The organism is Aeromonas sp. R10-2 (assembly GCF_040908445.1).
Taxonomy (GTDB): domain Bacteria; phylum Pseudomonadota; class Gammaproteobacteria; order Enterobacterales; family Aeromonadaceae; genus Aeromonas; species Aeromonas veronii.
This window is the reverse complement of record NZ_JBFODS010000028.1, coordinates 45,310-65,440: the sequence shown is the minus strand read 5'-3', so window position 1 is coordinate 65,440 and position 20,131 is coordinate 45,310. Positions and strand designations below refer to the sequence as shown.

At 59.5% G+C, this 20,131-nt stretch carries 20 protein-coding genes; 10 read left to right on the top strand and 10 right to left on the bottom strand.

All coding sequences use genetic code 11. The features are described from left to right. Positions 1-36: 36 nt before the first annotated feature. Complete coding sequence (rlmD, locus tag AB5Y97_RS06385; RefSeq protein ID WP_042081561.1) at positions 37-1,389, bottom strand: 23S rRNA (uracil(1939)-C(5))-methyltransferase RlmD; 1,353 nt, start codon at positions 1,387-1,389, stop codon at positions 37-39. A 274-nt stretch (positions 1,390-1,663) separates the two neighbouring features. On the opposite strand from rlmD, the gene AB5Y97_RS06380 reads away from it, so the two are divergent. Then, positions 1,664-3,388, top strand: a complete 1,725-nt coding sequence (locus tag AB5Y97_RS06380; protein ID WP_368157383.1) for a proline--tRNA ligase — start codon at positions 1,664-1,666, stop codon at positions 3,386-3,388. A gap of 92 nt (positions 3,389-3,480) precedes the next feature. Here the strand turns inward: AB5Y97_RS06380 and AB5Y97_RS06375 are convergent, their stop codons facing one another. The 3 genes from AB5Y97_RS06375 to AB5Y97_RS06365 form a co-directional block, all read right to left on the bottom strand. Beyond that, positions 3,481-4,161, bottom strand: coding sequence for an SDR family oxidoreductase (locus AB5Y97_RS06375; RefSeq protein ID WP_265773488.1), 681 nt, complete (start codon positions 4,159-4,161; stop codon positions 3,481-3,483). 128 nt (positions 4,162-4,289) lie between these two features. Continuing rightward, on the bottom strand, positions 4,290-4,922 hold the full coding sequence (locus AB5Y97_RS06370; protein WP_005354809.1) for a TIGR04219 family outer membrane beta-barrel protein: 633 nt from the start codon (positions 4,920-4,922) through the stop codon (positions 4,290-4,292). 95 nt (positions 4,923-5,017) lie between these two features. Beyond that, a complete protein-coding gene (locus AB5Y97_RS06365; RefSeq protein ID WP_368157382.1) occupies positions 5,018-5,467 on the bottom strand; it encodes a copper chaperone PCu(A)C in 450 nt (149 codons plus the stop codon). A gap of 90 nt (positions 5,468-5,557) precedes the next feature. Here AB5Y97_RS06365 and AB5Y97_RS06360 point away from each other — a divergent pair, with 90 nt between their 5' ends. Beyond that, positions 5,558-6,307 carry an enoyl-CoA hydratase-related protein gene (locus AB5Y97_RS06360; protein ID WP_368157381.1) on the top strand — a complete coding sequence of 250 codons (750 nt, stop codon included), beginning with the start codon at positions 5,558-5,560 and terminating at the stop codon, positions 6,305-6,307. Positions 6,308-6,324: 17 nt separating this feature from the next. Here the strand turns inward: AB5Y97_RS06360 and AB5Y97_RS06355 are convergent, their stop codons facing one another. Then, entirely contained in the window at positions 6,325-6,753 is a 429-nt protein-coding gene (locus tag AB5Y97_RS06355) for a DUF2753 family protein (protein WP_005335785.1), read from the bottom strand. A gap of 286 nt (positions 6,754-7,039) precedes the next feature. Between AB5Y97_RS06355 and AB5Y97_RS06350 the strand changes: the two genes are divergently transcribed. Beyond that, positions 7,040-7,699, top strand: a complete 660-nt coding sequence (locus AB5Y97_RS06350; protein ID WP_368157380.1) for a CatB-related O-acetyltransferase — start codon at positions 7,040-7,042, stop codon at positions 7,697-7,699. A gap of 94 nt (positions 7,700-7,793) precedes the next feature. Here the strand turns inward: AB5Y97_RS06350 and AB5Y97_RS06345 are convergent, their stop codons facing one another. Next, a complete protein-coding gene (locus tag AB5Y97_RS06345; RefSeq protein ID WP_075115998.1) occupies positions 7,794-8,501 on the bottom strand; it encodes a ParB-like protein in 708 nt (235 codons plus the stop codon). A 184-nt stretch (positions 8,502-8,685) separates the two neighbouring features. Between AB5Y97_RS06345 and AB5Y97_RS06340 the strand changes: the two genes are divergently transcribed. From AB5Y97_RS06340 to AB5Y97_RS06330, 3 genes are all read left to right on the top strand, one after another. Further along, on the top strand, positions 8,686-10,290 hold the full coding sequence (locus AB5Y97_RS06340) for an ABC transporter substrate-binding protein (protein WP_368157379.1): 1,605 nt from the start codon (positions 8,686-8,688) through the stop codon (positions 10,288-10,290). A gap of 118 nt (positions 10,291-10,408) precedes the next feature. Next, complete coding sequence (locus AB5Y97_RS06335; RefSeq protein WP_013723462.1) at positions 10,409-10,708, top strand: hypothetical protein; 300 nt, start codon at positions 10,409-10,411, stop codon at positions 10,706-10,708. Between the two features lie 137 nt (positions 10,709-10,845). Continuing rightward, on the top strand, positions 10,846-12,405 hold the full coding sequence (locus AB5Y97_RS06330) for a methyl-accepting chemotaxis protein (RefSeq protein WP_368157378.1): 1,560 nt from the start codon (positions 10,846-10,848) through the stop codon (positions 12,403-12,405). Positions 12,406-12,468: 63 nt separating this feature from the next. On the opposite strand, the gene dusA is transcribed toward AB5Y97_RS06330, so the two are convergent. After that, a complete protein-coding gene (gene dusA / locus AB5Y97_RS06325) occupies positions 12,469-13,455 on the bottom strand; it encodes a tRNA dihydrouridine(20/20a) synthase DusA (protein ID WP_019445726.1) in 987 nt (328 codons plus the stop codon). 137 nt (positions 13,456-13,592) lie between these two features. Here dusA and zur point away from each other — a divergent pair, with 137 nt between their 5' ends. The 3 genes from zur to AB5Y97_RS06310 are packed head-to-tail and all read left to right on the top strand — an operon-like array spanning position 13,593 to position 14,737. Then, positions 13,593-14,051, top strand: a complete 459-nt coding sequence (zur, locus tag AB5Y97_RS06320; protein ID WP_330125467.1) for a zinc uptake transcriptional repressor Zur — start codon at positions 13,593-13,595, stop codon at positions 14,049-14,051. Continuing rightward, positions 14,041-14,502, top strand: coding sequence for a chemotaxis protein CheX (locus tag AB5Y97_RS06315; protein ID WP_005335807.1), 462 nt, complete (start codon positions 14,041-14,043; stop codon positions 14,500-14,502). Before zur ends, AB5Y97_RS06315 begins: the two co-directional genes overlap by 11 nt. Before the next feature lie 4 nt (positions 14,503-14,506). After that, positions 14,507-14,737, top strand: coding sequence for a hypothetical protein (locus AB5Y97_RS06310; RefSeq protein WP_040066994.1), 231 nt, complete (start codon positions 14,507-14,509; stop codon positions 14,735-14,737). Between the two features lie 73 nt (positions 14,738-14,810). On the opposite strand, the gene brnQ (AB5Y97_RS06305) is transcribed toward AB5Y97_RS06310, so the two are convergent. The 3 genes from brnQ (AB5Y97_RS06305) to AB5Y97_RS06295 all read right to left on the bottom strand — a co-directional run bounded on the left by brnQ (AB5Y97_RS06305) (position 14,811) and on the right by AB5Y97_RS06295 (position 18,743). Next, positions 14,811-16,088, bottom strand: a complete 1,278-nt coding sequence (brnQ, locus tag AB5Y97_RS06305; protein WP_274161131.1) for a branched-chain amino acid transport system II carrier protein — start codon at positions 16,086-16,088, stop codon at positions 14,811-14,813. 448 nt (positions 16,089-16,536) lie between these two features. Further along, a complete protein-coding gene (brnQ, locus tag AB5Y97_RS06300; protein WP_040067130.1) occupies positions 16,537-17,841 on the bottom strand; it encodes a branched-chain amino acid transport system II carrier protein in 1,305 nt (434 codons plus the stop codon). Positions 17,842-18,032: 191 nt separating this feature from the next. Then, positions 18,033-18,743, bottom strand: a complete 711-nt coding sequence (locus tag AB5Y97_RS06295) for a tRNA1(Val) (adenine(37)-N6)-methyltransferase (protein WP_274161121.1) — start codon at positions 18,741-18,743, stop codon at positions 18,033-18,035. 119 nt (positions 18,744-18,862) lie between these two features. Here AB5Y97_RS06295 and srmB point away from each other — a divergent pair, with 119 nt between their 5' ends. Further along, entirely contained in the window at positions 18,863-20,086 is a 1,224-nt protein-coding gene (srmB, locus tag AB5Y97_RS06290) for an ATP-dependent RNA helicase SrmB (protein WP_005335816.1), read from the top strand. The last annotated feature ends 45 nt before the right edge of the window (positions 20,087-20,131 follow it).

Genomic DNA, 20,131 nt, shown 5'->3' with positions numbered 1-20,131 from the left:
GGCGTCGTTTTTTTATGGGCAAGAGTCGGGGGCGACTTATGCCTTGGCGGGCAAGCTCAGGCGGGCAACCGCTTCCACATGCATGGAGTGCGGGAACATATCGACCGGTTGCACCTCATCCAGCACGAAGCCCTGCTTGACCAGCCAGGCGAGATCGCGGGCCAGGGTCTGCGGGTTGCAGGAGACATAGACCAGACGACGAGGCGCCATGGCGACCAGGGTCTGCAGCACCGCCTTGTCACAGCCTTTGCGCGGCGGATCCATTACCACCACGTCAGCGGTCACGCCTTGGGCGTGCAATTCGGGCATCAGCTGCTCTGCCTTGCCGACGTGGAATTCGGTGTGCTCGATGCCGTTGAGGGCGGCGTTGCGACGGGCATCGCTGATGGCGCTCTCCACCGACTCGATCCCGACGACCTTGGCGGCCTTGCCAGCCAGGAACAGGGAGATGGTGCCGATACCGCAATAGATATCGAACACCGTCTCGTTGCCGGTCAGCTCGGCATACTCGAGGGCGCTGGAGTAGAGCACATCGGTCTGGGTCGGGTTGTTCTGGAAGAAGGAGAGCGGCGAGATCTCGAACTCGAGCTCATGGATCTTGTCGCGGATCACCCCTTCGCCGAGCAGCACCCGGTTGGTGGCACCCAGAATGCGGTTGGTGCGCTCATCGTTGATGTTCTGCACCAGGGTAGTGACCGGCAGATCGCTCAGGGCGGCCAGCAGCTCGGCTTCGAACGGCAGCTCCTCGCCCAGGGTCACCAGCACCACCATCAGCTCGCCGCTCTTGAAGCCCTTGCGGGTCATCAGGTTGCGCACGCAGCCGCTGTGGTTTACTTCGTCATAGGCGGCGATGTCGTGCTCGCGCATCCAGTTGCGCACCCGGGCGTTGAGCTCGACGTGCAGCGGATCCTGCACCGCACAGTCATCGGCGGTGATGAGATCGTGGGAGTGCTTGCGATAAAAACCGATCTCGGCACCGGCATCGCAGCCACGCACCGCATATTGCGCCTTGTTGCGATAGGCGAACGGGCTTTCCATGCCAAGGATATCCTTGACCGGGGTGTCACCCAGCCCGACCTGCTCCAGTGCGCTCTGCACCAGTGCTTGCTTGAGCTTGAGCTGGGCCGGATAGGCCAGCGGACGTACCTGACAGCCACCACACTCGGTGTTGGGGCAGAAATCGGCAACCCGATCGGCAGAGGGCTGGAGCAGCTCGGCAACCTTGCCGTGCAGATAGTTCGGCTTGACCTCGGTCAGCTCCACCAGCGCCTGCTCACCGGGCAGCAGACCTTCGACAAACAGGGGGCGATCGAACAGGCGTCCTTTGCCATCTCCTTTGTCGGTCAGTTCCAGGATCTCGATCTGGTGTTGATGTCCCACTAACGGCATGAGCGGCTCCAAAAGTACTAAAAATGGGGGGTGATGAACGCAGCAAAGCCATGCCCATCGAGAAAAGGTGGCAGAGTTTAGCGGAGATCCGGCCAAATTGCAGGCATAAAAAGCCTGCTTGTTGCAATGGTCATTGCCCCTGGCCATCTGCCGGGCGTTGTCACCTTTCGGGTTGCGGCAAATTTAGCCCTTGGGCCGCAACGCCCAGCCTGTTAAAATTCCGCCCTTGAAATTATCCTGGGCCCCGCGCCCGTTCTAGCTAAGGTCTACCGCGATGCGTACCAGCCAATATCTGCTTTCCACTCTCAAGGAAACCCCCTCCGACGCTGAAGTTGTCAGCCACCAGCTGATGCTGCGCGCCGGGATGATCCGTAAACTGGCCTCCGGCATGTATGCCTGGTTGCCAACCGGTCTGCGGGTACTGAAGAAAATCGAGAACATTGTTCGCGAAGAGATGAACAATGCTGGTGCCGTCGAAGTCTCCATGCCGGTGGTTCAGCCTGCCGAGCTGTGGCAGGAGTCCGGCCGCTGGGATGACTACGGTCCCGAGCTGTGCCGTCTGACCGACCGTCACAACCGTCCCTTCGTACTGGGCCCGACCCACGAAGAGGTGATCACTGCGCTGGTGCGTTACGAAGTGAACAGCTATAAGCAGCTGCCGCTCAACCTCTACCAGATCCAGACCAAGTTCCGCGACGAAGTGCGCCCCCGTTTCGGCGTGATGCGCGGCCGCGAATTCCTGATGAAGGATGCCTACTCCTTCCACATCGACAAAGAGTCTCTGGTCGATACCTACGAGAAGATGCACGCCGCCTACTGCAAGGCGTTCACCCGCATGGGCCTGAACTTCCGTCCGGTGCAGGCCGATACCGGTTCCATCGGTGGTACCGGTTCCCACGAATTCCAGGTGCTGGCCGAGAGCGGTGAAGACTTGATCGCCTTCTCCGACAGCTCCGATTACGCCGCCAACATCGAGATGGCCGAAGCGCTGGCACCGGCTGGTGAGCGCGCTGCCGCCACCGCAGCCCTGACCAAGGTTGCCACCCCGAACGTCCACACCATCGACGAAGTGGCCGCTTTCCTGAACGTGGCACCGACCACCATCGCCAAGACCCTGCTGGTACTGGCAGAGGAAGATGAGCACGGCAAGCAGGCCGTCATCGCGCTGGTACTGCGTGGCGACCACGAACTGAACGAAATCAAGGCCGAGAAACTGGCTGGCGTGGCCAACCCGCTGACCTTCGCCAACGACGAGCAGATTAAAGCTGCCGCCGGTTGCGATGCAGGCTCCATCGGCCCGGTCGGCTTTGCCGGTCGCATCATCGTCGATCGCAGCGCCGCACATCTGGCGGACTTCGTCTGCGGCGCCAACGAGACCGGCTTCCACCTGACCGGTGCCAACTGGGATCGTGACATCGCTACCTACGAAGTTGCCGACCTGCGCAACGTGGTGGAAGGCGACCCGAGCCCGTGCGGCCAGGGCAAGCTGCTGCTCAAGCGCGGTATCGAAGTGGGCCACATCTTCCAGCTGGGTACCAAGTACTCCGAAGCGATGAAGGCGAGCGTGCTGAACGAAGCTGGCAAATCCGTCACCATGGAGATGGGTTGCTACGGTATCGGGGTTTCCCGTCTGGTGGCTGCCGCCATCGAGCAGAACAACGACCAGTACGGCATCATCTGGCCGGACGCCATAGCCCCGTTCGAAGTGGCCATCGTGCCGATGAACATGCACAAGTCCGAGCGCGTGGCCGAGCAGGCACAGCAGTTCTACGCCGAGCTGAAAGCCGCCGGTGTGGACGTGCTGTTCGACGACCGTAAAGAGCGCCCGGGCGTGATGTTCGCCGACATGGAGCTGCTGGGCATCCCGCACGCCATCGTCATCGGCGATCGCGGTCTGGACAACGGCGTGGTGGAGTACAAGTGCCGCCGCACCGGCGAGAAGCAGGAAGTGGCCATCAGCGACATCGTCGCCATGATCAAGGCCAAGCTCGGCCGTTAATTCCGCCCTCTTCCCGATATAAAAAAGCGCGCCATTTGGCGCGCTTTTTGTTTCTGTGTGCTGACGACGGCAACCGGATGGCGGGCTTCGCCTCAGGGATTGCGACCGATAAAGAGGTCAGTCACGTGGCAACTGCTTCTGGCTTCCAGCGCGTCGAGCATATAGGCCGCCGCATCTTCCGGGGTCATGAAGCCACTCGGGTCCACGTGATCCGAGTTGTCCCAGAATTCGCTGCGGATCCCACTCGGGTAGAGGTTGACCAGCCGCAGTGGCGAGCCTTTCAGCTCGGCGCGCAAGGATTCGAGAAAGCCGCGCATCCCCCATTTGGAGGCACAGTAGAGGCTCTCGTTAGCCTTGCCCACCTGAGCGGCGGAGGAGAGCACATTGGCCAACACTCCGCCTTTCTCACCGATAAGCCGCACCGTCTGCTGAGCCACCAGAATGGTGGAGATAAGGTTGCTCTCCACCACCCGGCGGATCTGCTCGGCGGTATAGACACCGACCGGGCCAAACTCGCCCACCCCGGCGCAGTGGATCACCATGTCGGGCAGGCCACCCCACTCCACCGCAGCGGCGAAGGCGATGTCGACCTCTTCATGGTGCGCCAGATCGGCAGCGATACCGATCACCGTGCTGCCGAGCAGTTGTTCCTGCTCCTGCAGTCGCTGATAACGGCGCCCCATCATGGAGACCTGATGGCCCCGCTCAACCAGACCTATGGTCAGCGCCCGGCCGAGACCAGAACCGGCACCTGTCACTATGATGTGGCCCATTATCGCTCCTCGTCGTCAGTCGACGGTCAGATTAGAAAGTGAATTCATCGCCCATGAACCATCCATCGACAGAATGCTCTGATAGATGTTGGCGAAGAATATCACCCCCGTTGTCAGACAACGTCAGATTAGAAAGTGAATTCGCCGCCCATGAACCAGCCATCGACAGACTGGTCGATATTGGCGAAGTCGACCTTGGCTTCACGCCAGCCGGCACGCAGCTTGATCGGCATGGATGAGAACTTGTAGGAACCACCCAGACGGTAGTCATAGTTGTCCGCATCGTGAGTGCGCAGATCGCCGAAGAAGGCGATGCCGGTGCCCGGGATCTTCACTTCGCTGCCGGCATAGGCCATCAAGGTATCTTCGTCATAACCCTTGCGACCGAAGTAGACCTGCTCGCCATCGTAGTGACGGCCGGTCATACCCAGATCGATCTTGAACAGATCGTTGTTGAACAGACGGTAGTAGAGGCTCAGATCGTAGGCAGTCAGATCGTTCTTGAAGTTGCCGCCGGAGGTGCTGAAATCTGAGACTTCAAACTTGGCGTTCGGCAGGAAGATGATGCCGTGTTCCAGTTGCAGATAGCCGTTCCAGTTGTAGCTGTCGTCATAGCTGCCATCAGCACTGGTGCCATAAGCCTGACCACTGCCCTTGGCGGCCCATACGTCGGCACCGGCGGCAAAACGCCAGTCGTCAGCGGCCATGGCACTCTGGCTGCACAGAGCCAGCACAAAACCGGCAATCAGCGTCTTTTTCATTACGTCACTTCCTCTTACATACATGGAAAAGAGCACTATTTTACTCGGTGCAGCCAAAATACCCAGCGTCAATCCTGAACAAACGACGACAAATGTCAGTGCTTCATATGCTTCATCTCTGCCATCGGCTCAATCGGCTTCACCGGCAGTGACAGCTCCAGCTTCTGACCATCATCCATGGTGAGGGTGAGCGGGAAAGGAGTCTGCTCGGAGAGCGTGCCCACCTCGAACAGCATGATGTGCAGGCTGCCCGGTTTCAGCACCGCTTCGCCCCTGGCCGGGATCTCGATATTCTCGACCTGACGCATCTTCATCACGCCATTTTCGTGCAGGTGAGTGTGCAGCTCGGCACGCCCGGCCGCAGCAGAAGCCGCCGCCACCAGCTTGACCGGCTGGTCGGCGTCATTCTTCAGCACCATAAAGGCGGCAGTGTTGGGGGAGCCCGGCGGCAACAGGCGCACATAGCCGTCGACGGCCTCGACCTTGGCCAGTGCTGGCGCAGTCATCCCCAGAACCAGCAGAGAATAAAACGCACGTTTAAACATGGTTGAAATCCTTTTATGATGTTGTTAAACGGCGCCAAGGTTACCCCAGCAGCAACCTTTTTTGCACCTTTCAATAACAAGGATTTAGACATGGCCCCCATTCTCATTGCCGAGCAGCAGGATGGCTTGCTCACCCTGACCCTCAACCGCCCCGACAAACGCAACGCTCTCAATACCGAGCTGTATAAGCAACTGGTGGCAGTGCTGCGAGAGGCGGCTGCCGATGAGGAGGTGCATGTCCTGCTGTTGCAGGGGCAGCAGGATTGCTTTACCGCGGGCAATGATCTGGCCGACTTCATGGGCAAGAGCTCTCTGGAGCCCGACGACCCCATCCTGCAGTTCCTCCACACCCTTGCCGACTTCCCCAAACCCGTGATCGCCGCCGTTGCAGGCCCGGCGGTGGGGATTGGTACCACCATTCTGCTGCACTGCGATCTGGTCTATCTGGCGGATAACGCCCGCTTGCAGCTCCCTTTCGTCGAGCTGGGGCTGGTGCCGGAGTTTGCCTCCAGCCTGCTGCTGCCACGTCTGGTGGGACACCTCAAGGCAGCCGAGCTGTTGCTGCTGGCCGAGGCGATTGATGCCGAGGAAGCGCTACGGCTCGGGTTGGCCAACAAGGTGGTGGCGGCCAATGGAGTGCTCTCCCTTGCCCGCGAGCAGGGACTGAAGCTGGCGGCCAAACCGCCCAGAGCGCTGCAAAAGAGCAAGGCGCTGCTGAAACAGGAGCTTAAACAGGCGGTGCACTTCGTCATTGATCTGGAAGCGCGCGCCTTCGCCCAGGCACTGCAAGGGGAAGAGGCGCAGCAGCGCATCGCCCAGAAACTCAAACGGCGGAGCTGAGCCGCGCACAAACCCGTTCAGTTGAGGCGAAAACGGCCGATCAGCTCGCAGCCCTGCACCTTGTCCTGCAGCTGGATCAGCCGGGCAATTTCCGGATTGGGGTGGCGCTTGAGAAACGCGAGCAGGGCGCCGCGACAGCAACCCAGCTCGCTGATCAGTGCCTCGCACTCCCGGTTGGGGCACTGCGGCACCAGCGCAGTCACCAGCTCGGAGGCAAGCTTCAGGTAGCGCAGCTCGTAAGTTGGCTCATCCATCGCCCGCCAGAAGTCGGCCAGCCGGTGACAGGTGGCGACCCGCATGGTGGCCAGCTCGGTCAACTCGACCTGGGTCATCTCGTAAACATCCCCCAGCGCCTGCTGATAAAAGCAGATCGCTGCCCCCAGCGAACCGGCCTGCCAGGCACGCTCCGCCTCCAGCATGTATCGTTGCCAACTTTGCGGTGTCATCTCGCTCTCCCGAGTCCGTCATGGTGGGAGTGTTATCATGGCTAATTGAGAATAAATATCAACCAGAGGGTTAGTGCAGGATCTCTGCGCAACCTTGGCAAACCCGGCACCCGACCTTATGATCGCGCCCCTCCCCCCCTTCTTTGGAGCCCTCCACTATGCGACCACGCCTCCCGCAGATGCTGGGCTGCTCCCTGCTCTGCGTGCCCCGCATGCTGGTCTGGATCTATTAGCTGCGCTCACGCGAACGCAACCCATCCGATCCATTCAGCAAAGGAGTACCAGCATGAACACCTGCCAACACTGGTCGCAGGTCGAATACCTGCACCTGACGGTGACCAACACCAATATCTGCCTAAAGGGGCAGCACAGCTACTACTCGGGCGCCTGGGATGGCCCCTTCGAAGAGGTGGCGGTGCGCTACCTCCATGGCGATCCCTTCAGCCGCAGCCCGGAAACTGGCTGGGAGCCGCTGTGGCATATCGACCGGCTCCATATCGGCGACTATGTGCAGATTGCCGCCGGGGTAAAGATCATCATGGGGGGCAACCACACCCACAACACGGCCTTCATCAACACCTATCCGTTCGCCGATCTGGCGGCGCTCCAGCGCAGCTACCGCCCCGCTGGCGATACCCGCATCGGCAACGATGTCTGGATCGGCATGGAGGCGATGATCATGCCCGGCGTCACCATCGGCAACGGCGCCATCATCGCCGCCCGTTCGCTGGTCAATCAGGATGTGCCGCCCTATGCCATGGTGGCGGGCACCCCGGCCAAGGTGGTGCGGATGCGCTTTGGCGAGGAGGAGATTGCCCGGCTACAGGCCCTCGCCTGGTGGGATTGGCCGGATCAACAGGTCAACGATCTGCTACCGCTGATCCAGCAAGGTGACGTCGCCCTGCTTGAACAGGCGGCTGCCCACTGGGCGGAGTGCCATGAGTGACCACCGCTAACCAGTAGCTGACAGCATAAGGGCGACCCTAGGGTCGCCCTCTGTTATCTCCGGCATGCTCTGGATGCCGCCATCGCACATCCACTCATTGCGCGCTTTTGGACTGGTTGAGGCTGCACTGCTTGCCGGGATAACCGGGTAGATCCTTGGCATCGCTGCCGCAGGCGAGCCGTTTGGCCTGTTGCAGGCGGGCCGCCAGATTGGCGCTGTCCACCGGCATCCACTGCATCTGCTTACCGAGCCAGCTGGCCCAGGCAAACTCGACGAAATAGACCTGTTTGTCCTTGCGAAAGTAGCCCGCATTCTGCAGCAGTCCGGCGAGGGTGCGATAGGGGTAATCAGGCAGCTTGTCGATACTGGTCGGCAACTGCTCCGGGGTCAGCGGCTGTCCCTTCTCATCCTTGAGCCAGGCCCAGTGGTTGTTCTGCATCTGGCTCCAGAAGTTGGCCTTGTCCTGCAGGCGGCCAATCACCTTGACCCGCGCATCCTTGACGCCCTGCTGCCACAACGCCTTGGTGAGATGGTGTCTGTCCACCAGCCAGTAGCTGCCATCCGGCGCAATCACCACGGGGATCTCTTTCTTTTTCATCAACTTGTCGAGCTGCTTTGCGCTCATGCCCGCCAATGTGGCCTGGGTCTCATCGACCTGGATCTGGCCGACGCCCCCCTGAGTCGGGTGCAAGGCATCGATGCCGATCTCGCACCAGTTGCCCACCGCCGTGTCGCTCTGGCACGGGGCCAACGCCCAGGCACCCTGGCTCAACACACAGGCCAGCAATAACCATGCTTTCATCGTTTGACACTCCTCACCACATTGAACTGCACAGACGCCGGGAACGCTCTTCTACCCCGATTGGGAGTGAGAGTCGAATGCTGGCGGTCAGACCAGCAAACGGGATATCATGATTTCCCATCTGTCGGCGATATTTTCTCGCCGAGTTTTCTCCCCGCTTCACACTATTTGAAGGATCCGACCCATGAAAGGATGGAGCCCCTTGCTGGCCCTGCTGGGCTGTGCTGCTGTCCAGGCTGCCGATTTTCCCGCCGGAACACAACTCGCCGCCGAGCAGATTGTCGTTCGCCACCTCAAGGATGAACCTGCGAGCCTGAGCCCGCTCAAGCTGGTCGGTCTGCCGGAGTTGCAGGTACTGCGGGATCTGTTCGAGGGGCTGCTGACCCAGGGGCCGGATGGCAAACCGGTTGCCGGGGTGGCGGCCAGCTGGGAGAACAAAGGCAACCAGTTCTTTACCTTCCATCTGCGCCCGGATGCGCGCTGGTCCAACGGCGATCCGGTCAAGGCCGGCGACTTCGTTTACGGCTGGCGCAAGCTGGTCGACCCGAAAGAGGCGGCCACCTTCGCTTGGTTTGCTCAACTGGCCCGTTTCGACAAGGTGGACGAGATCGTGGCTGGCAAATTGCCTGCCAGCGAGCTGGGGGTCAAGGCCCTCGATGACCACACCCTGCAGGTGACCCTCTCCCAGCCGGTGCCCTACTTCCTGAACCTGCTGAGCCACCCCAGCCTGTCGCCGCTCCATCAGGCCAGCATCGAGCAGTACGGCAACCTGTGGACCCAACCCGGCAAACTGGTGGGCAACGGTGCCTTTGTGCTGAACAACCGGGTGGTCAACGAGAAGCTGGAGCTGACCCCCAATCCTTATTACTGGGATCGGGCCCATACCGTATTGACCAAGGTGATCTTCATGCCGATCAATCAGGAGAGCGCAGCGACCAACCGCTATCTGGCGGGCGATCTGCATATCACCGAATCCTTCCCCAAGGAGCAGTACGACAAGCTGAAGCAGCAGATCCCGAATGAGGTCTATACCCCGGATCAGCTCGGCACCTACTACTACGCTTTCAATACCCGTCAGGCACCACTGAACGATGTGCGGGTACGCAAGGCGCTCTCCTACACCATCGATCGCGCCCTGATCGCCGACAAGGTGCTCGGCACCGGCGAGAAACCGGCTTATCACTTCACTCCGGATGTGACCGCCAGCTTTACCCCGGCCGCCAACCTGCTCTCCACCAGCAGCCAGCCGGAGCTGGACAGCAAGGCCAAGTCCCTGCTCAAGGAGGCCGGTTACGGCCCGGACAAGCCGCTCAAGCTGACTCTGCTCTACAACACCGCGGAAATTCACAAGAAGATGGCGCTGGCCATCGCCAGCATGTGGAAACAGAAGCTGGGCGCAGAGGTCGAACTGACCAATCAGGAGTGGAAAACCTATCTCGACAGTCGCCAGAGCGTTCAGTTCGAGGTGATCCGCTCCTCCTGGGTCGCAGATTACAACGACCCGTCAGCGTTCCTCGGCCTGTGGGGCTCCCGTCACAGCGGCAATATGGCAGGCTTTGCCAATGCCCGTTATGACCAACTGTTGGCAGAGGCGGCCAGCACTCAGGATGCCGCCAGCCGCAGCAAGCTGTTTGGCGAGGCGGAGACGATCCTGCTGGATCAGGCCCCCATCGCCCCCATCTACCAGTACACCAATGCCCGACTCATCAAGCCATGGCTCAAGGGCTACCCCATCAACAACCCGGAAGATGTGGCCTACAGCCGCCAACTCTACCTCGTCAAACACTGACACCGGCCACAACGATGCGAGGCCCCGCCGGGCCTCGCTATTGACACTGTTCACACCACGATTTCCAGCCTAAAATGCCGCCCCTTCTGTTCAATTAATCTTCAATACCCAGTCAGACATGCGTTATTTGATACTGCTCTCGTTGTTGTGGACCCTGCCCGCGCAGGCCAATAGCGAATCCCAATGCCAGCAAGAGTTTGTCGGCTGGATGCTGCACCAGCAGCAACAGTTCAGCGATCGCAAGTCTGACAAGATGGAGCGGCGCCGGGCCGAGCGGGCCATCGAGTTGGCTCGTCAGGAGTACGACAAACAAGCCAGCTTCTGCAAAACCATGCAGCTTGTACATGAGTACAAAGATGATGATCCTCGCCTCGCCCCAAGAAAGGGCGAAGTTCACGATTTCACCCCGGCCAGCTGACCCTCACTTCATCAATTCATTGTGTTGATTAATTGACCCAAGCCAAGTTCGGGTCACTGAAGAGCCTTAGAATGATTAACTGAGAACGACAATAAAAAACATAGTTATCAGTTATTTGGCTTTTTCAGGAACGACACATGACCAAACTCCATCAGGAGGGGGAGATACACTTCCCCGACAACATCGCACTCATCTCGACCACGGATCCCGCCAGTCATATTACCTATGCCAACCAGCACTTCTGTGATGTGGCCGGGTACGGTGCTGCCGAAATGGAAGGAGTACCCCACAATCTGGTGCGACACCCCGACATGCCCAAAGCGGCCTTCGCCGACATGTGGCAGCGGCTGCGACAGGGCAAAAGCTGGATGGGGCTGGTCAAGAACCGCGCCAAAAGCGGCCAGTTCTATTGGGTAAACGCTTACGTCACCCCGATCCTCAATGCGCAGAAGGAGATCGTCGAGTTCCAGTCGGTGCGCACCAAACCCGCCGCCAGCGATGTGGCCTGGGCCGAGCAGCTCTATGGCCTGCTGCGCAGCGGCAAGGCGCTTCCCTGGCTGAGCCGCTTTCACATTGAACCGGGTCGGCTGACCCTCTGGCTCTCCGTTTCTGCCTTGTTCACCACCCTTGCTACCTTTGCCACCGGCAACCTGTTATGGCTGCTGCCCACCGCCTTGTTGCTGCTGGCACAGGCAACCCACGGTTGGCACTTGCAGCAACGGCTGGCTCATCTGCTCACCCTTGCCGATCAAGACAAGGGAACCTGCCTCTGTCAGGTGCTCTACACCCGACGGCGCGATACCCTGGCGGCCGTCGAACTGGCCCTGCGGATGAAGCAGGCCGAGCTCAAGGCCGTGGTCGGGCGCAGCGCCGACACCAACCAGCAGATCCTGCAGGCAGCCGAAGATGACCGGGGCAATATCCAGACCATTGATACTCATCTGCAGCAGCAGCGCGCCCATAGCGAGCAGCTGGCGACCGCCATCACCGAGCTGAGCCACTCCATTCGGGATGTGGCCCACAGTGCCCATGAGGCGAGCAATCTGGTCATAGAGGTACAGCAGGTTTCCGACGAGGGGCTGCAAGCATTGGCGACCACCCGATCTGCCGTCAACCAACTCCATCAGGAGCTGGATGCCAACCACGCCGTGCTGGCCCAGCTCACCAGCGACAGCCAGAAGATCAGCAGTATTCTGGAGGTGATCAGTCAAATCGCCGACCAGACCAACCTGCTCGCCCTCAATGCGGCCATCGAGGCTGCCCGGGCGGGCGAACAGGGGCGCGGTTTTGCCGTGGTGGCGGATGAAGTGAGGGCGCTGGCTCAGAAGACCCGTGCCTCGACCAGCGAGATCCACGAGATGATCCAGGCGCTGCAACAGACTACACGACAGCTGTCGGACGGGATGACGCAAGGGGCGCAGACCTCGGTGCGCTGCCAGCAGCACGCGGGCACCACCGCCGATGTGCTCACCCAAATAAACCAAATGTTGGGGCAGGTAACCCGCACCAGCGACGAGATCGCCCAGGCGGTGAGTCAGCAGGCCGACGTCACGGCGACCCTCGATGAAGGGGTACACCAGATCCACCAGCTGGCCAGCCACACCGCCGACAACAGCAGGCAGGCCCTCGATGGCATCACCCTGCTGGTAGAGCGGCTGCAGGATCTCTCGCGGCTGATCAACCAGTTCAGATATTGAAGCGACAGCGATCAAAAAAGCGCGTCACAAGACGCGCTTTTTTCGCTTTGCCTGACAGGAGAGTTATTCGCCCTGCTCGCTGGCGGCAAACTCCGGCACCTTGGCCATGGCATCCAGCACCACCTGAATATCCGCCCCCGGTTTGCAGGCGTTCTCGCTCAGGTGACGGCGCCAGGCGCGAGCCCCCTGCATGTTCTGGAACAGCCCCAGCATGTGGCGGGTCATGTGGGAGAGGTAGTTGCCCTTGGCCAGCTCCTGCTCGATATAGGGCAGCATCATCCGCACCACCTCGTGGCGGCTCGGCACGGCGTTGTTCTGGCCGAACACCAGATTATCCACCTGCGCCAGAATGTAGGGGTTCTGATAGGCTTCACGCCCCATCATGACGCCATCGACGTGTTGCAGGTGCTCAAGGGTCTGCTCCATGGAGGTGACGCCGCCGTTGAGGGCGATGGTCAGCTCCGGGTAATCCTGCTTGACCCGATAGACGCGGGGATAATCGAGGGGCGGGATCTCGCGGTTCTCCTTGGGGCTCAGGCCACTCAGCCACGCCTTGCGGGCATGGACGATAAAGGTGTCGCAACCAGCATCGCGCACCTGTTCGATAAAGGCCTGCAAAAACTCGTAAGAGTCCTGATCGTCGATACCGATACGGGTCTTCACCGTCACCGGAATATCGACCACATCGCGCATCGCCTTGACGCAGTCCGCCACCAGCGCCGGTTCACCCATCAGGCAGGCACCAAAGCGGCCGTTTTGCACCCGATCGGAGGGGCAGCCGACGTTGATGTTCACCTCGTCATAGCCGCGCTCCTCGGCCAGCTTGGCACAGCGCGCCAGATCGGCCGGATTGCTGCCACCCAGCTGCAGGGAGATGGGGTGCTCCTGCTCGCTGTAACCCAGATAATCCCCCTTACCGTGGATGATGGCACCGGTGGTCACCATTTCGGTATAGAGCAAGGTCTGGCGGCTCATCAGTCGATGAAAGTAACGGCAATGCCGATCAGTCCAGTCCAGCATGGGGGCGATGGAAAAACGCTGCGCCTGCATAAAAATCATCCGGGTTGGCTAAAGAAAGGGGCGGATTTTATCACAACGTGAAGCAGCCCCAGAAAATGAATTTTGTCGCCGCGCCATGCGAGGCCCTGTGATAGTATCCGGCTAATAGAAAGGGTATCTGCGCGATCATGAATCAAGACCAACTTTTACAACGAGCCGAGCGACTCTGTATACAGCGAGGGATCCGCTTCACCCCGACCCGACGTCAGGTATTTCGCCTGCTGGCGGCACACGGCAACGCCATCAGCGCCTATGATTTGTTGGCCCAGTTGCAACAAACCGAAGCCAATGCCAAGCCGCCAACCGTCTATCGGGCACTCGATTTTTTGCTCGAACAGGGCTTTGCTCACAAGGTGGAATCTCTCAACGCGTTTATCTTATGCTGCCACTTCGATCACGCTCACCCGATGCAGTTGCTGATCTGCGACGAGTGCGGGGATGTGGTCGAGCTTCACGATACGGCGATCGATAGCGCGTTTTCCGAGCAGGCCCACTTGCATGGTTTTACTATTACCAATAAGACGATAGAGGCACATGGCCAATGTGCCCGTTGTACGCCCACTGTAGGAAGTCATCATGAAGGCTGATTTTGTAAATCCGTTCCTGCTATCCCTGCTCAATGTGCTCTCGACCATGGCACAGCTGGAACTCAAACCGGGCAAACCGAAACGCAAGATGGATGAGCTGGCGCGCGGCGACGTCTCCGGCCTGATCGGCATGGTCGGCCCGCAGACCCGTGGTTCCCTCTCCATCAGCTTCGAGAAGGGACTGGCACTGGAGATCATGCGCCGCATGCTGGGGGAAGCGCCCGCCAACATCAACGAAGAGGTGACCGACATGGTCGGTGAAATCACCAACATGGTGACCGGCGGTGCCAAGCGGATGCTGGGCGAGAAGGGCTACGAGTTTGACATGGCGACCCCCATCATCGTCTCCGGCCCCAACCACACCATTACCCACCGTGCCGATGGCACCAAGATCATGATGCCGTTCGAATCGGATTTCGGTCGCGCCACTATCGAAATCTGCTTCGAGTAACCCTATGTGGAAAGCATTGAAATGGATTTTCATCTGCTGGGCCCTGCTGTTGATCCTGTCGGACATTCAGATCAGCACCTCCCTCTACAAGTACGAAGATAACCGGGTGCTCATCAACTTCCCGCGCTGGGAAGCCAAGCAGCCCTGGGGCACCTTCGAGTGGCATGCCGGACGGGTAGAAACCCACTGGTATGGTCTGGAGGGCAAACCCAAGCCGTCAGGCCCGCAAATCTGATCCGGTAACGGATCCGGCAGAAACAGAAGAGGCCAGCAGTTGCTGGCCTCTTTGCTATCTCGTTGTTTCTGAATCAAGCCGCTTCGGCCGCCAACTTCCCGCTTGGTCGCACCAGGATGCCGACGATGCAGGCCAGCAGAGTCGGCAGCAGCCAGGCAAGCCCCTTGTCGAACAGCGGCAGGAAGGCAAAGCCCTCCATCGCCATCCCGGCAGCCCCCAGCCCATCGAGGCAACCAAACAGAAAGGCGACCGTCAGCACGCCGCGAAACGCCAGCCGTGGCTGGGCAAACCATCCCTTGAGGAAGGTCACCAGCACCAGCGCGATGGCAACCGGATAGATGGCCACCAGCACCGGAATCGAGAGGCCGATCAGCTCGCTCAGCCCCACATTGGCCACTACTGCACAGAGCGCCCCCAGCAGCATCACCCAGTTGCGATAGGCCCAACCTGTCAGGCCATGGAAGTAGTCGGCACCGGCACAGAGCAGGCCGACCGCACTGGTAAAACAGGCCAGGGTGATGATGGCAGCCAGAATAAACTGACCCGGTTGACCAAACAGACTCAGGACGTAAGCATTGACGATGGCGCCGCCGTTGCTGATATCGCTTGCGACCCCACCGGCGCTGTTGCCCAGCTGAAAGAGCGAGACATACACCGCCGACAGCCCGACTGCCGAGATCAAGCCTGCGATGGTCAGATATTTGAACTGGCTGCGATAATCCTCGATCCCCTTCTGGCGCAGCAACCCGATGATCAGGGCACCAAACATCAGGGAGGCCAGGGTATCCATGGTGTTGTACCCCTCCAGCATTCCTTTGGTAAGAGCCGCATCTATGTACTCACCGCTGGCATCAGGCATGGTGCCCTGCGGCGTCATAAAGACCCCGACCGCCAGAATAAGCAGCATTGCCATCAGGGCTGGGGTCAGATACTTGCCGACCGCATCAAGCAGCTTGCCCCGATCAAGCGCCACCAGGATCACCAGCGCAAAGAAACTCAGGGTGTAGATCAGCAGCCCCGCATGACCGGTATCGCCAAGCCAGGGCTTGAGCCCCATCTCGTAGGCGACCAGACCGGTGCGGGGAATGGCAAAGGCGGGCCCCATGATGATATAGATGGCGATGGCCAGCGCCGTCGCCGCCCCGGCGGGCAGATAGCGGGTCATTCCGGTCCAGCCACTCGCGCCGCCCCCCGAACTCCCCTTGGCCACCGCAATCAGGGTGATCAGCGGCAAACCCACCGCCGTTAGCAAAAAGCCGCACATGGCGGCCAGCAGATGCTCACCAGCCATAAAACCGGCCAGCGGCGGAAAAATGATATTGCCAGCCCCCAGATAGAAGGCAAACGTCATAAACCCCAATCCGAATACGTCGGACAACTTCAATGATTTCGTCAAACTCAACCTCATCTGCCTTATCAGCTTGTTATTGATTGCACCCACTGCCTGGCAGATAACCGGTAACAATACCTCTCGCCCCCACACGGCCCGCGGACCGGATGAGGCGCACCACCTTTAGCATAAAGAAGAGGAGTTCGATCTCAATCACCAATTAATATCTTGAAACAATTTACCGCTGTGGAATTAATCGCCGAACAACTCAGCGCACCATAAAGAGGTGTCACACGTAGGTATGGAAGGCAAGAAGAGGGGAGTGGGTTATAGCGGCAAAATACGGCTGCTCAGATGCTATCTGCGTACGGTGACAATTACGGCAGCAAAGCGAGGTGAAATGCGAGGTTCACAGAAAACAAAAGAGCCTGCACGGGGCAGGCTCTTGGCAATATCAGATCGGGTGTGATCAGGCAGCTTCGGCAGCCATCTCGGTCGGACGCACCATCACGCCAACTACGCAGGCCAGCAGGGTCGGCATCAGCCAGGCGAGGCCCTTGTCGAACAGCGGCAGGAAGGCAAACGCATCCATCTTCATACCGGCAGCACCCAGACCATCCAGGCAACCGAACAGGAAGGCAACCATCAACACCCCACGGAACACCAGACGGGGACGACCGAAGTAACCCTTCAGGAAGGTGACCAGTACCAGCGCCACGGCAACCGGATAGATGGCAACCAGCACCGGAATGGAGAGGCTGATCAGCTGGCTCAGGCCCACGTTGGCCACCACGGCACAGATAACGCCCAGCAACACCACCAGCTTTTTGTAAGCCATGCCGGTCAGATTGTGGAAGAAATCGGAACAGGCGGAGATCAGACCGACTGCAGTGGTAAAGCACGCCAGAGTGATGATGGCCGCCAGAATGAACTGACCCGGCTGACCAAACAGGCTCAGTACGTAGGCGTTGACGATGGCGCCACCGTTGCTGACATCGGTCGCCACACCGGCGGCCGTGTTACCCAGCTGGAACAGGGAGACGTACACCACGCTCAGACCAACGGCAGAGATAAGGCCGGCAATGGCCAGATACTTGAACTGGCTCTTGTAATCGTTGATGCCTTTCTGGCGCAGTAGATCGACGATCAGGGCGCCAAACATCAGGGACGCCAGGGTGTCCATGGTGTTGTAGCCTTCCAGGATACCTTTGACGAAGGGGCTGTTCTGATAGTCACCGGACGCATCAGGCATGGAGCCTTGCGGCGCGACAAATACCCCGATAGCCAGAGTCAGCAGCAGCAGCATCAGTACCGGAGTCAGGTATTTGCCGATGGCGTCCATCAGCTTGCCCTGGTTCATGGAGACCAGAATGGCCACACCAAAGAAGATCACGGTATAGGCAGCCAGACCAACCTGACCCATGTCACCGATGAACGGCTTGAGGCCCATCTCGTAGGCAACCAGACCGGTACGGGGCGCGGCAAAGGCTGGGCCTATGATGATATAGATGGCAACGGCCAGCGCAGTCGCGACACCGGCAGGCAGCAGTTTGGTCATGCCAGCCCAACCGTTACCGGCTTTCGCCACGGCCAGAATGGTTACCAGAGGCAGGCCCACGGCAGTGACCAGGAAGCCAAACATCGCCAGGGAGAGGTGCTCACCAGCCATGTAACCGGCCAACGGCGGGAAAATGATGTTACCGGCGCCCAGGTAGAAGGCGAAGGTCATAAACCCTAATCCGAGTACATCGGACAATGTGAGTGATTTCGTCAAGTTCAACCTCGTCTGTCTTGTAAATTATTGCTTGTTATAGTTTTTATCGGTCGCTGACCGAGTGTGTTCAGGGGGTATAAAAAAAGAGCCCCGCATGTTTTTTCATCGCAACCAGTGGTTTTAGCTGGTCTGGAGCGGGCGCTCGATCTGGAACCAGCATAATGGCGTGAAAAAATAGTTCAAGACGAAATTTACATCTTCAAATAGAAGGGCTTGGTCAGTTGGATATATCTGTCGGAATAGGCCCCATCAGCAGAATGGATCACAATTTCACCCCTCTCACACCTGTTTAATCCTCTGCCAAGTAGCAATAAAACACGATTTGCCTCTTTACCCTGTCTGGTGATAACAGCTGTATAACAAATGCCATGCAGATCATAATTCGCCGAAATGCATAAAATTTCATCGGCCATCGCCGTCGGCAGCACCAGCGCCACCTGCCCGTTCGGGCTCAGCAAACGATCGCAGGCCGCCAGTAATGCGTGGCTGTCGAGGGCGCCGGTATGGCGGGCCAACGCCCGCGCCGGATCGCTAAATGACTGGCCTGCCACGAAATAGGGAGGGTTGGAGACGACAAGATCATAAGGGTCGGCCTGATAATCCTGAATAGCGCTCTCTATGACGGTCACCCGATCGGCCCAGGGAGAAGCAGCCGCATTCTCCCGCGCCTGACTGGCCGCATTAATATCCAGCTCGACCGCATCAAGACGGCAGTCAGATCTGCTGCGCTGGGCCAGCATCAGGGCGATCAGGCCGCTGCCGGTGCCGATATCGAGCACTCGACGCGCCTGTTCGACCGGCGCCCAGGCACCGAGCAAAATGCCATCGGTACCCACCTTCATGGCGCAGCGATCGTGATTGATATGGAACTGTTTGAAGGTAAATCCGCGACTACGTCCCATCTGGCCCCCGTCATCTGCAAAAATGGTGGGCGATTATAGCGGCTAAGACACACTCACCAATAGGAGCCGACGAGATAATCGCCTATAATCTGCCGTTTCCTTAATGACCGAGTATTGCCATGAGCCAGTCCTTTGATGATTTCGACCTGCACCCCGCCCTCAACCGGGCCTTGGCCGAGATGGGATTCACCCGCCCCACCACCATCCAGCAGATGGTGCTGGAGCCAGCCTTGGACGGCCGCGATATTCTGGCATCCGCACCGACCGGTACCGGCAAGACCGCCTCTTTCCTGCTGCCGGCACTCCAGCACCTGCTGGACTTCCCGCGCCGCAAGCCGGGCCCCTGCCGCATGCTGATCCTGACCCCGACCCGTGAGCTGGCGCTGCAGGTGACCGCCCACGCCAAGGCGCTGGCGGCTCACACCAACCTCAGCATCGAGACCATCATCGGCGGCGTCAGCCATGAAGAGCAGCTGCCTGCCCTGACCAAAACCACCGACATCGTGGTGGCCACCCCGGGCCGTCTGCTCGAGTACATCGAGAAAGAGGAGTTCGAGAGCCACGACATCGAAGTGCTGGTGCTGGATGAAGCGGACCGCATGCTGGACATGGGCTTTATCAAGGATGTGAACCGCATCGTGGAAGAGGCGCGCTACCGCAAGCACACCATGCTCTTCTCCGCCACCCTGGAAGGGGCTGGTCTCGAGAAGTTCGCCAACGAGATCCTCAAGGATCCGGTGGAGCTGCACGCCGAACCGCCCCGCAGCGAACGTCGACCCATTACCCAGTGGATCCATCTGGCTGATGACGCCGCCCACAAGCTGGCGCTGCTGACCCATATCCTGAAAGATCCGGAAACCCAGAAAGCCATCATCTTCGTCAAGACTCGCGAGCGTCTGGCGGAGCTCTCCGGCCAGCTGCAGGCGGCAGGTATCTCCTGCGCCTGGATCCGTGGCGAGATGGAGCAGAGCAAGCGTATCGAGTCGATCCGCAAGTTCCACGAAGGGGAAGTGCCCTTCCTGATCGCCACCGACGTCGCCGCCCGCGGCATCGACCTGCCGAACGTCAGCCATGTCATCAACTACGACATGCCCTACGGCGCCGATGTCTACGTCCACCGGATTGGCCGTACCGGCCGCGCTGGCAACCGTGGCTGTGCCATCAGCCTGGTGGAAGCCCACGACATGGCGATGGTCGCCAAGATCGAACGCTACACCGAGGAGCGCCTCAAGCGCCGGGTGATCGACGAGCTGCGCCCGAAACACAAGGAAGCGCGGGTACCGGTGAAGAAGAAAAAGCCGGTCGACAAGAAGAAGTCCGCCAAGAAGAAAAAGAAGAAGTGATCGCCTGGCGATAAAGAGAAGGGCCATCCCGCGGGATGGCCCTTC

Coding starts and splice junctions, on each gene's coding strand:
- dusA (WP_019445726.1), bottom strand. CDS start 13,455: ATGCAGGCGCAGCGTTTTTCCATCGCCCCCATGCTGGACTGGACTGAT.
- AB5Y97_RS06380 (WP_368157383.1), top strand. CDS start 1,664: ATGCGTACCAGCCAATATCTGCTTTCCACTCTCAAGGAAACCCCCTCC.
- zur (WP_330125467.1), top strand. CDS start 13,593: ATGAATCAAGACCAACTTTTACAACGAGCCGAGCGACTCTGTATACAG.
- AB5Y97_RS06295 (WP_274161121.1), bottom strand. CDS start 18,743: ATGGGACGTAGTCGCGGATTTACCTTCAAACAGTTCCATATCAATCAC.
- srmB (WP_005335816.1), top strand. CDS start 18,863: ATGAGCCAGTCCTTTGATGATTTCGACCTGCACCCCGCCCTCAACCGG.
- rlmD (WP_042081561.1), bottom strand. CDS start 1,389: ATGCCGTTAGTGGGACATCAACACCAGATCGAGATCCTGGAACTGACC.
- AB5Y97_RS06365 (WP_368157382.1), bottom strand. CDS start 5,467: ATGTTTAAACGTGCGTTTTATTCTCTGCTGGTTCTGGGGATGACTGCG.
- AB5Y97_RS06330 (WP_368157378.1), top strand. CDS start 10,846: ATGACCAAACTCCATCAGGAGGGGGAGATACACTTCCCCGACAACATC.
- brnQ (WP_274161131.1), bottom strand. CDS start 16,088: ATGACGTTTGCCTTCTATCTGGGGGCTGGCAATATCATTTTTCCGCCG.
- AB5Y97_RS06350 (WP_368157380.1), top strand. CDS start 7,040: ATGAACACCTGCCAACACTGGTCGCAGGTCGAATACCTGCACCTGACG.
- AB5Y97_RS06375 (WP_265773488.1), bottom strand. CDS start 4,161: ATGGGCCACATCATAGTGACAGGTGCCGGTTCTGGTCTCGGCCGGGCG.
- AB5Y97_RS06315 (WP_005335807.1), top strand. CDS start 14,041: ATGAAGGCTGATTTTGTAAATCCGTTCCTGCTATCCCTGCTCAATGTG.
- AB5Y97_RS06335 (WP_013723462.1), top strand. CDS start 10,409: ATGCGTTATTTGATACTGCTCTCGTTGTTGTGGACCCTGCCCGCGCAG.
- AB5Y97_RS06310 (WP_040066994.1), top strand. CDS start 14,507: ATGTGGAAAGCATTGAAATGGATTTTCATCTGCTGGGCCCTGCTGTTG.
- AB5Y97_RS06340 (WP_368157379.1), top strand. CDS start 8,686: ATGAAAGGATGGAGCCCCTTGCTGGCCCTGCTGGGCTGTGCTGCTGTC.
- AB5Y97_RS06355 (WP_005335785.1), bottom strand. CDS start 6,753: ATGACACCGCAAAGTTGGCAACGATACATGCTGGAGGCGGAGCGTGCC.
- AB5Y97_RS06345 (WP_075115998.1), bottom strand. CDS start 8,501: ATGAAAGCATGGTTATTGCTGGCCTGTGTGTTGAGCCAGGGTGCCTGG.
- AB5Y97_RS06370 (WP_005354809.1), bottom strand. CDS start 4,922: ATGAAAAAGACGCTGATTGCCGGTTTTGTGCTGGCTCTGTGCAGCCAG.
- AB5Y97_RS06360 (WP_368157381.1), top strand. CDS start 5,558: ATGGCCCCCATTCTCATTGCCGAGCAGCAGGATGGCTTGCTCACCCTG.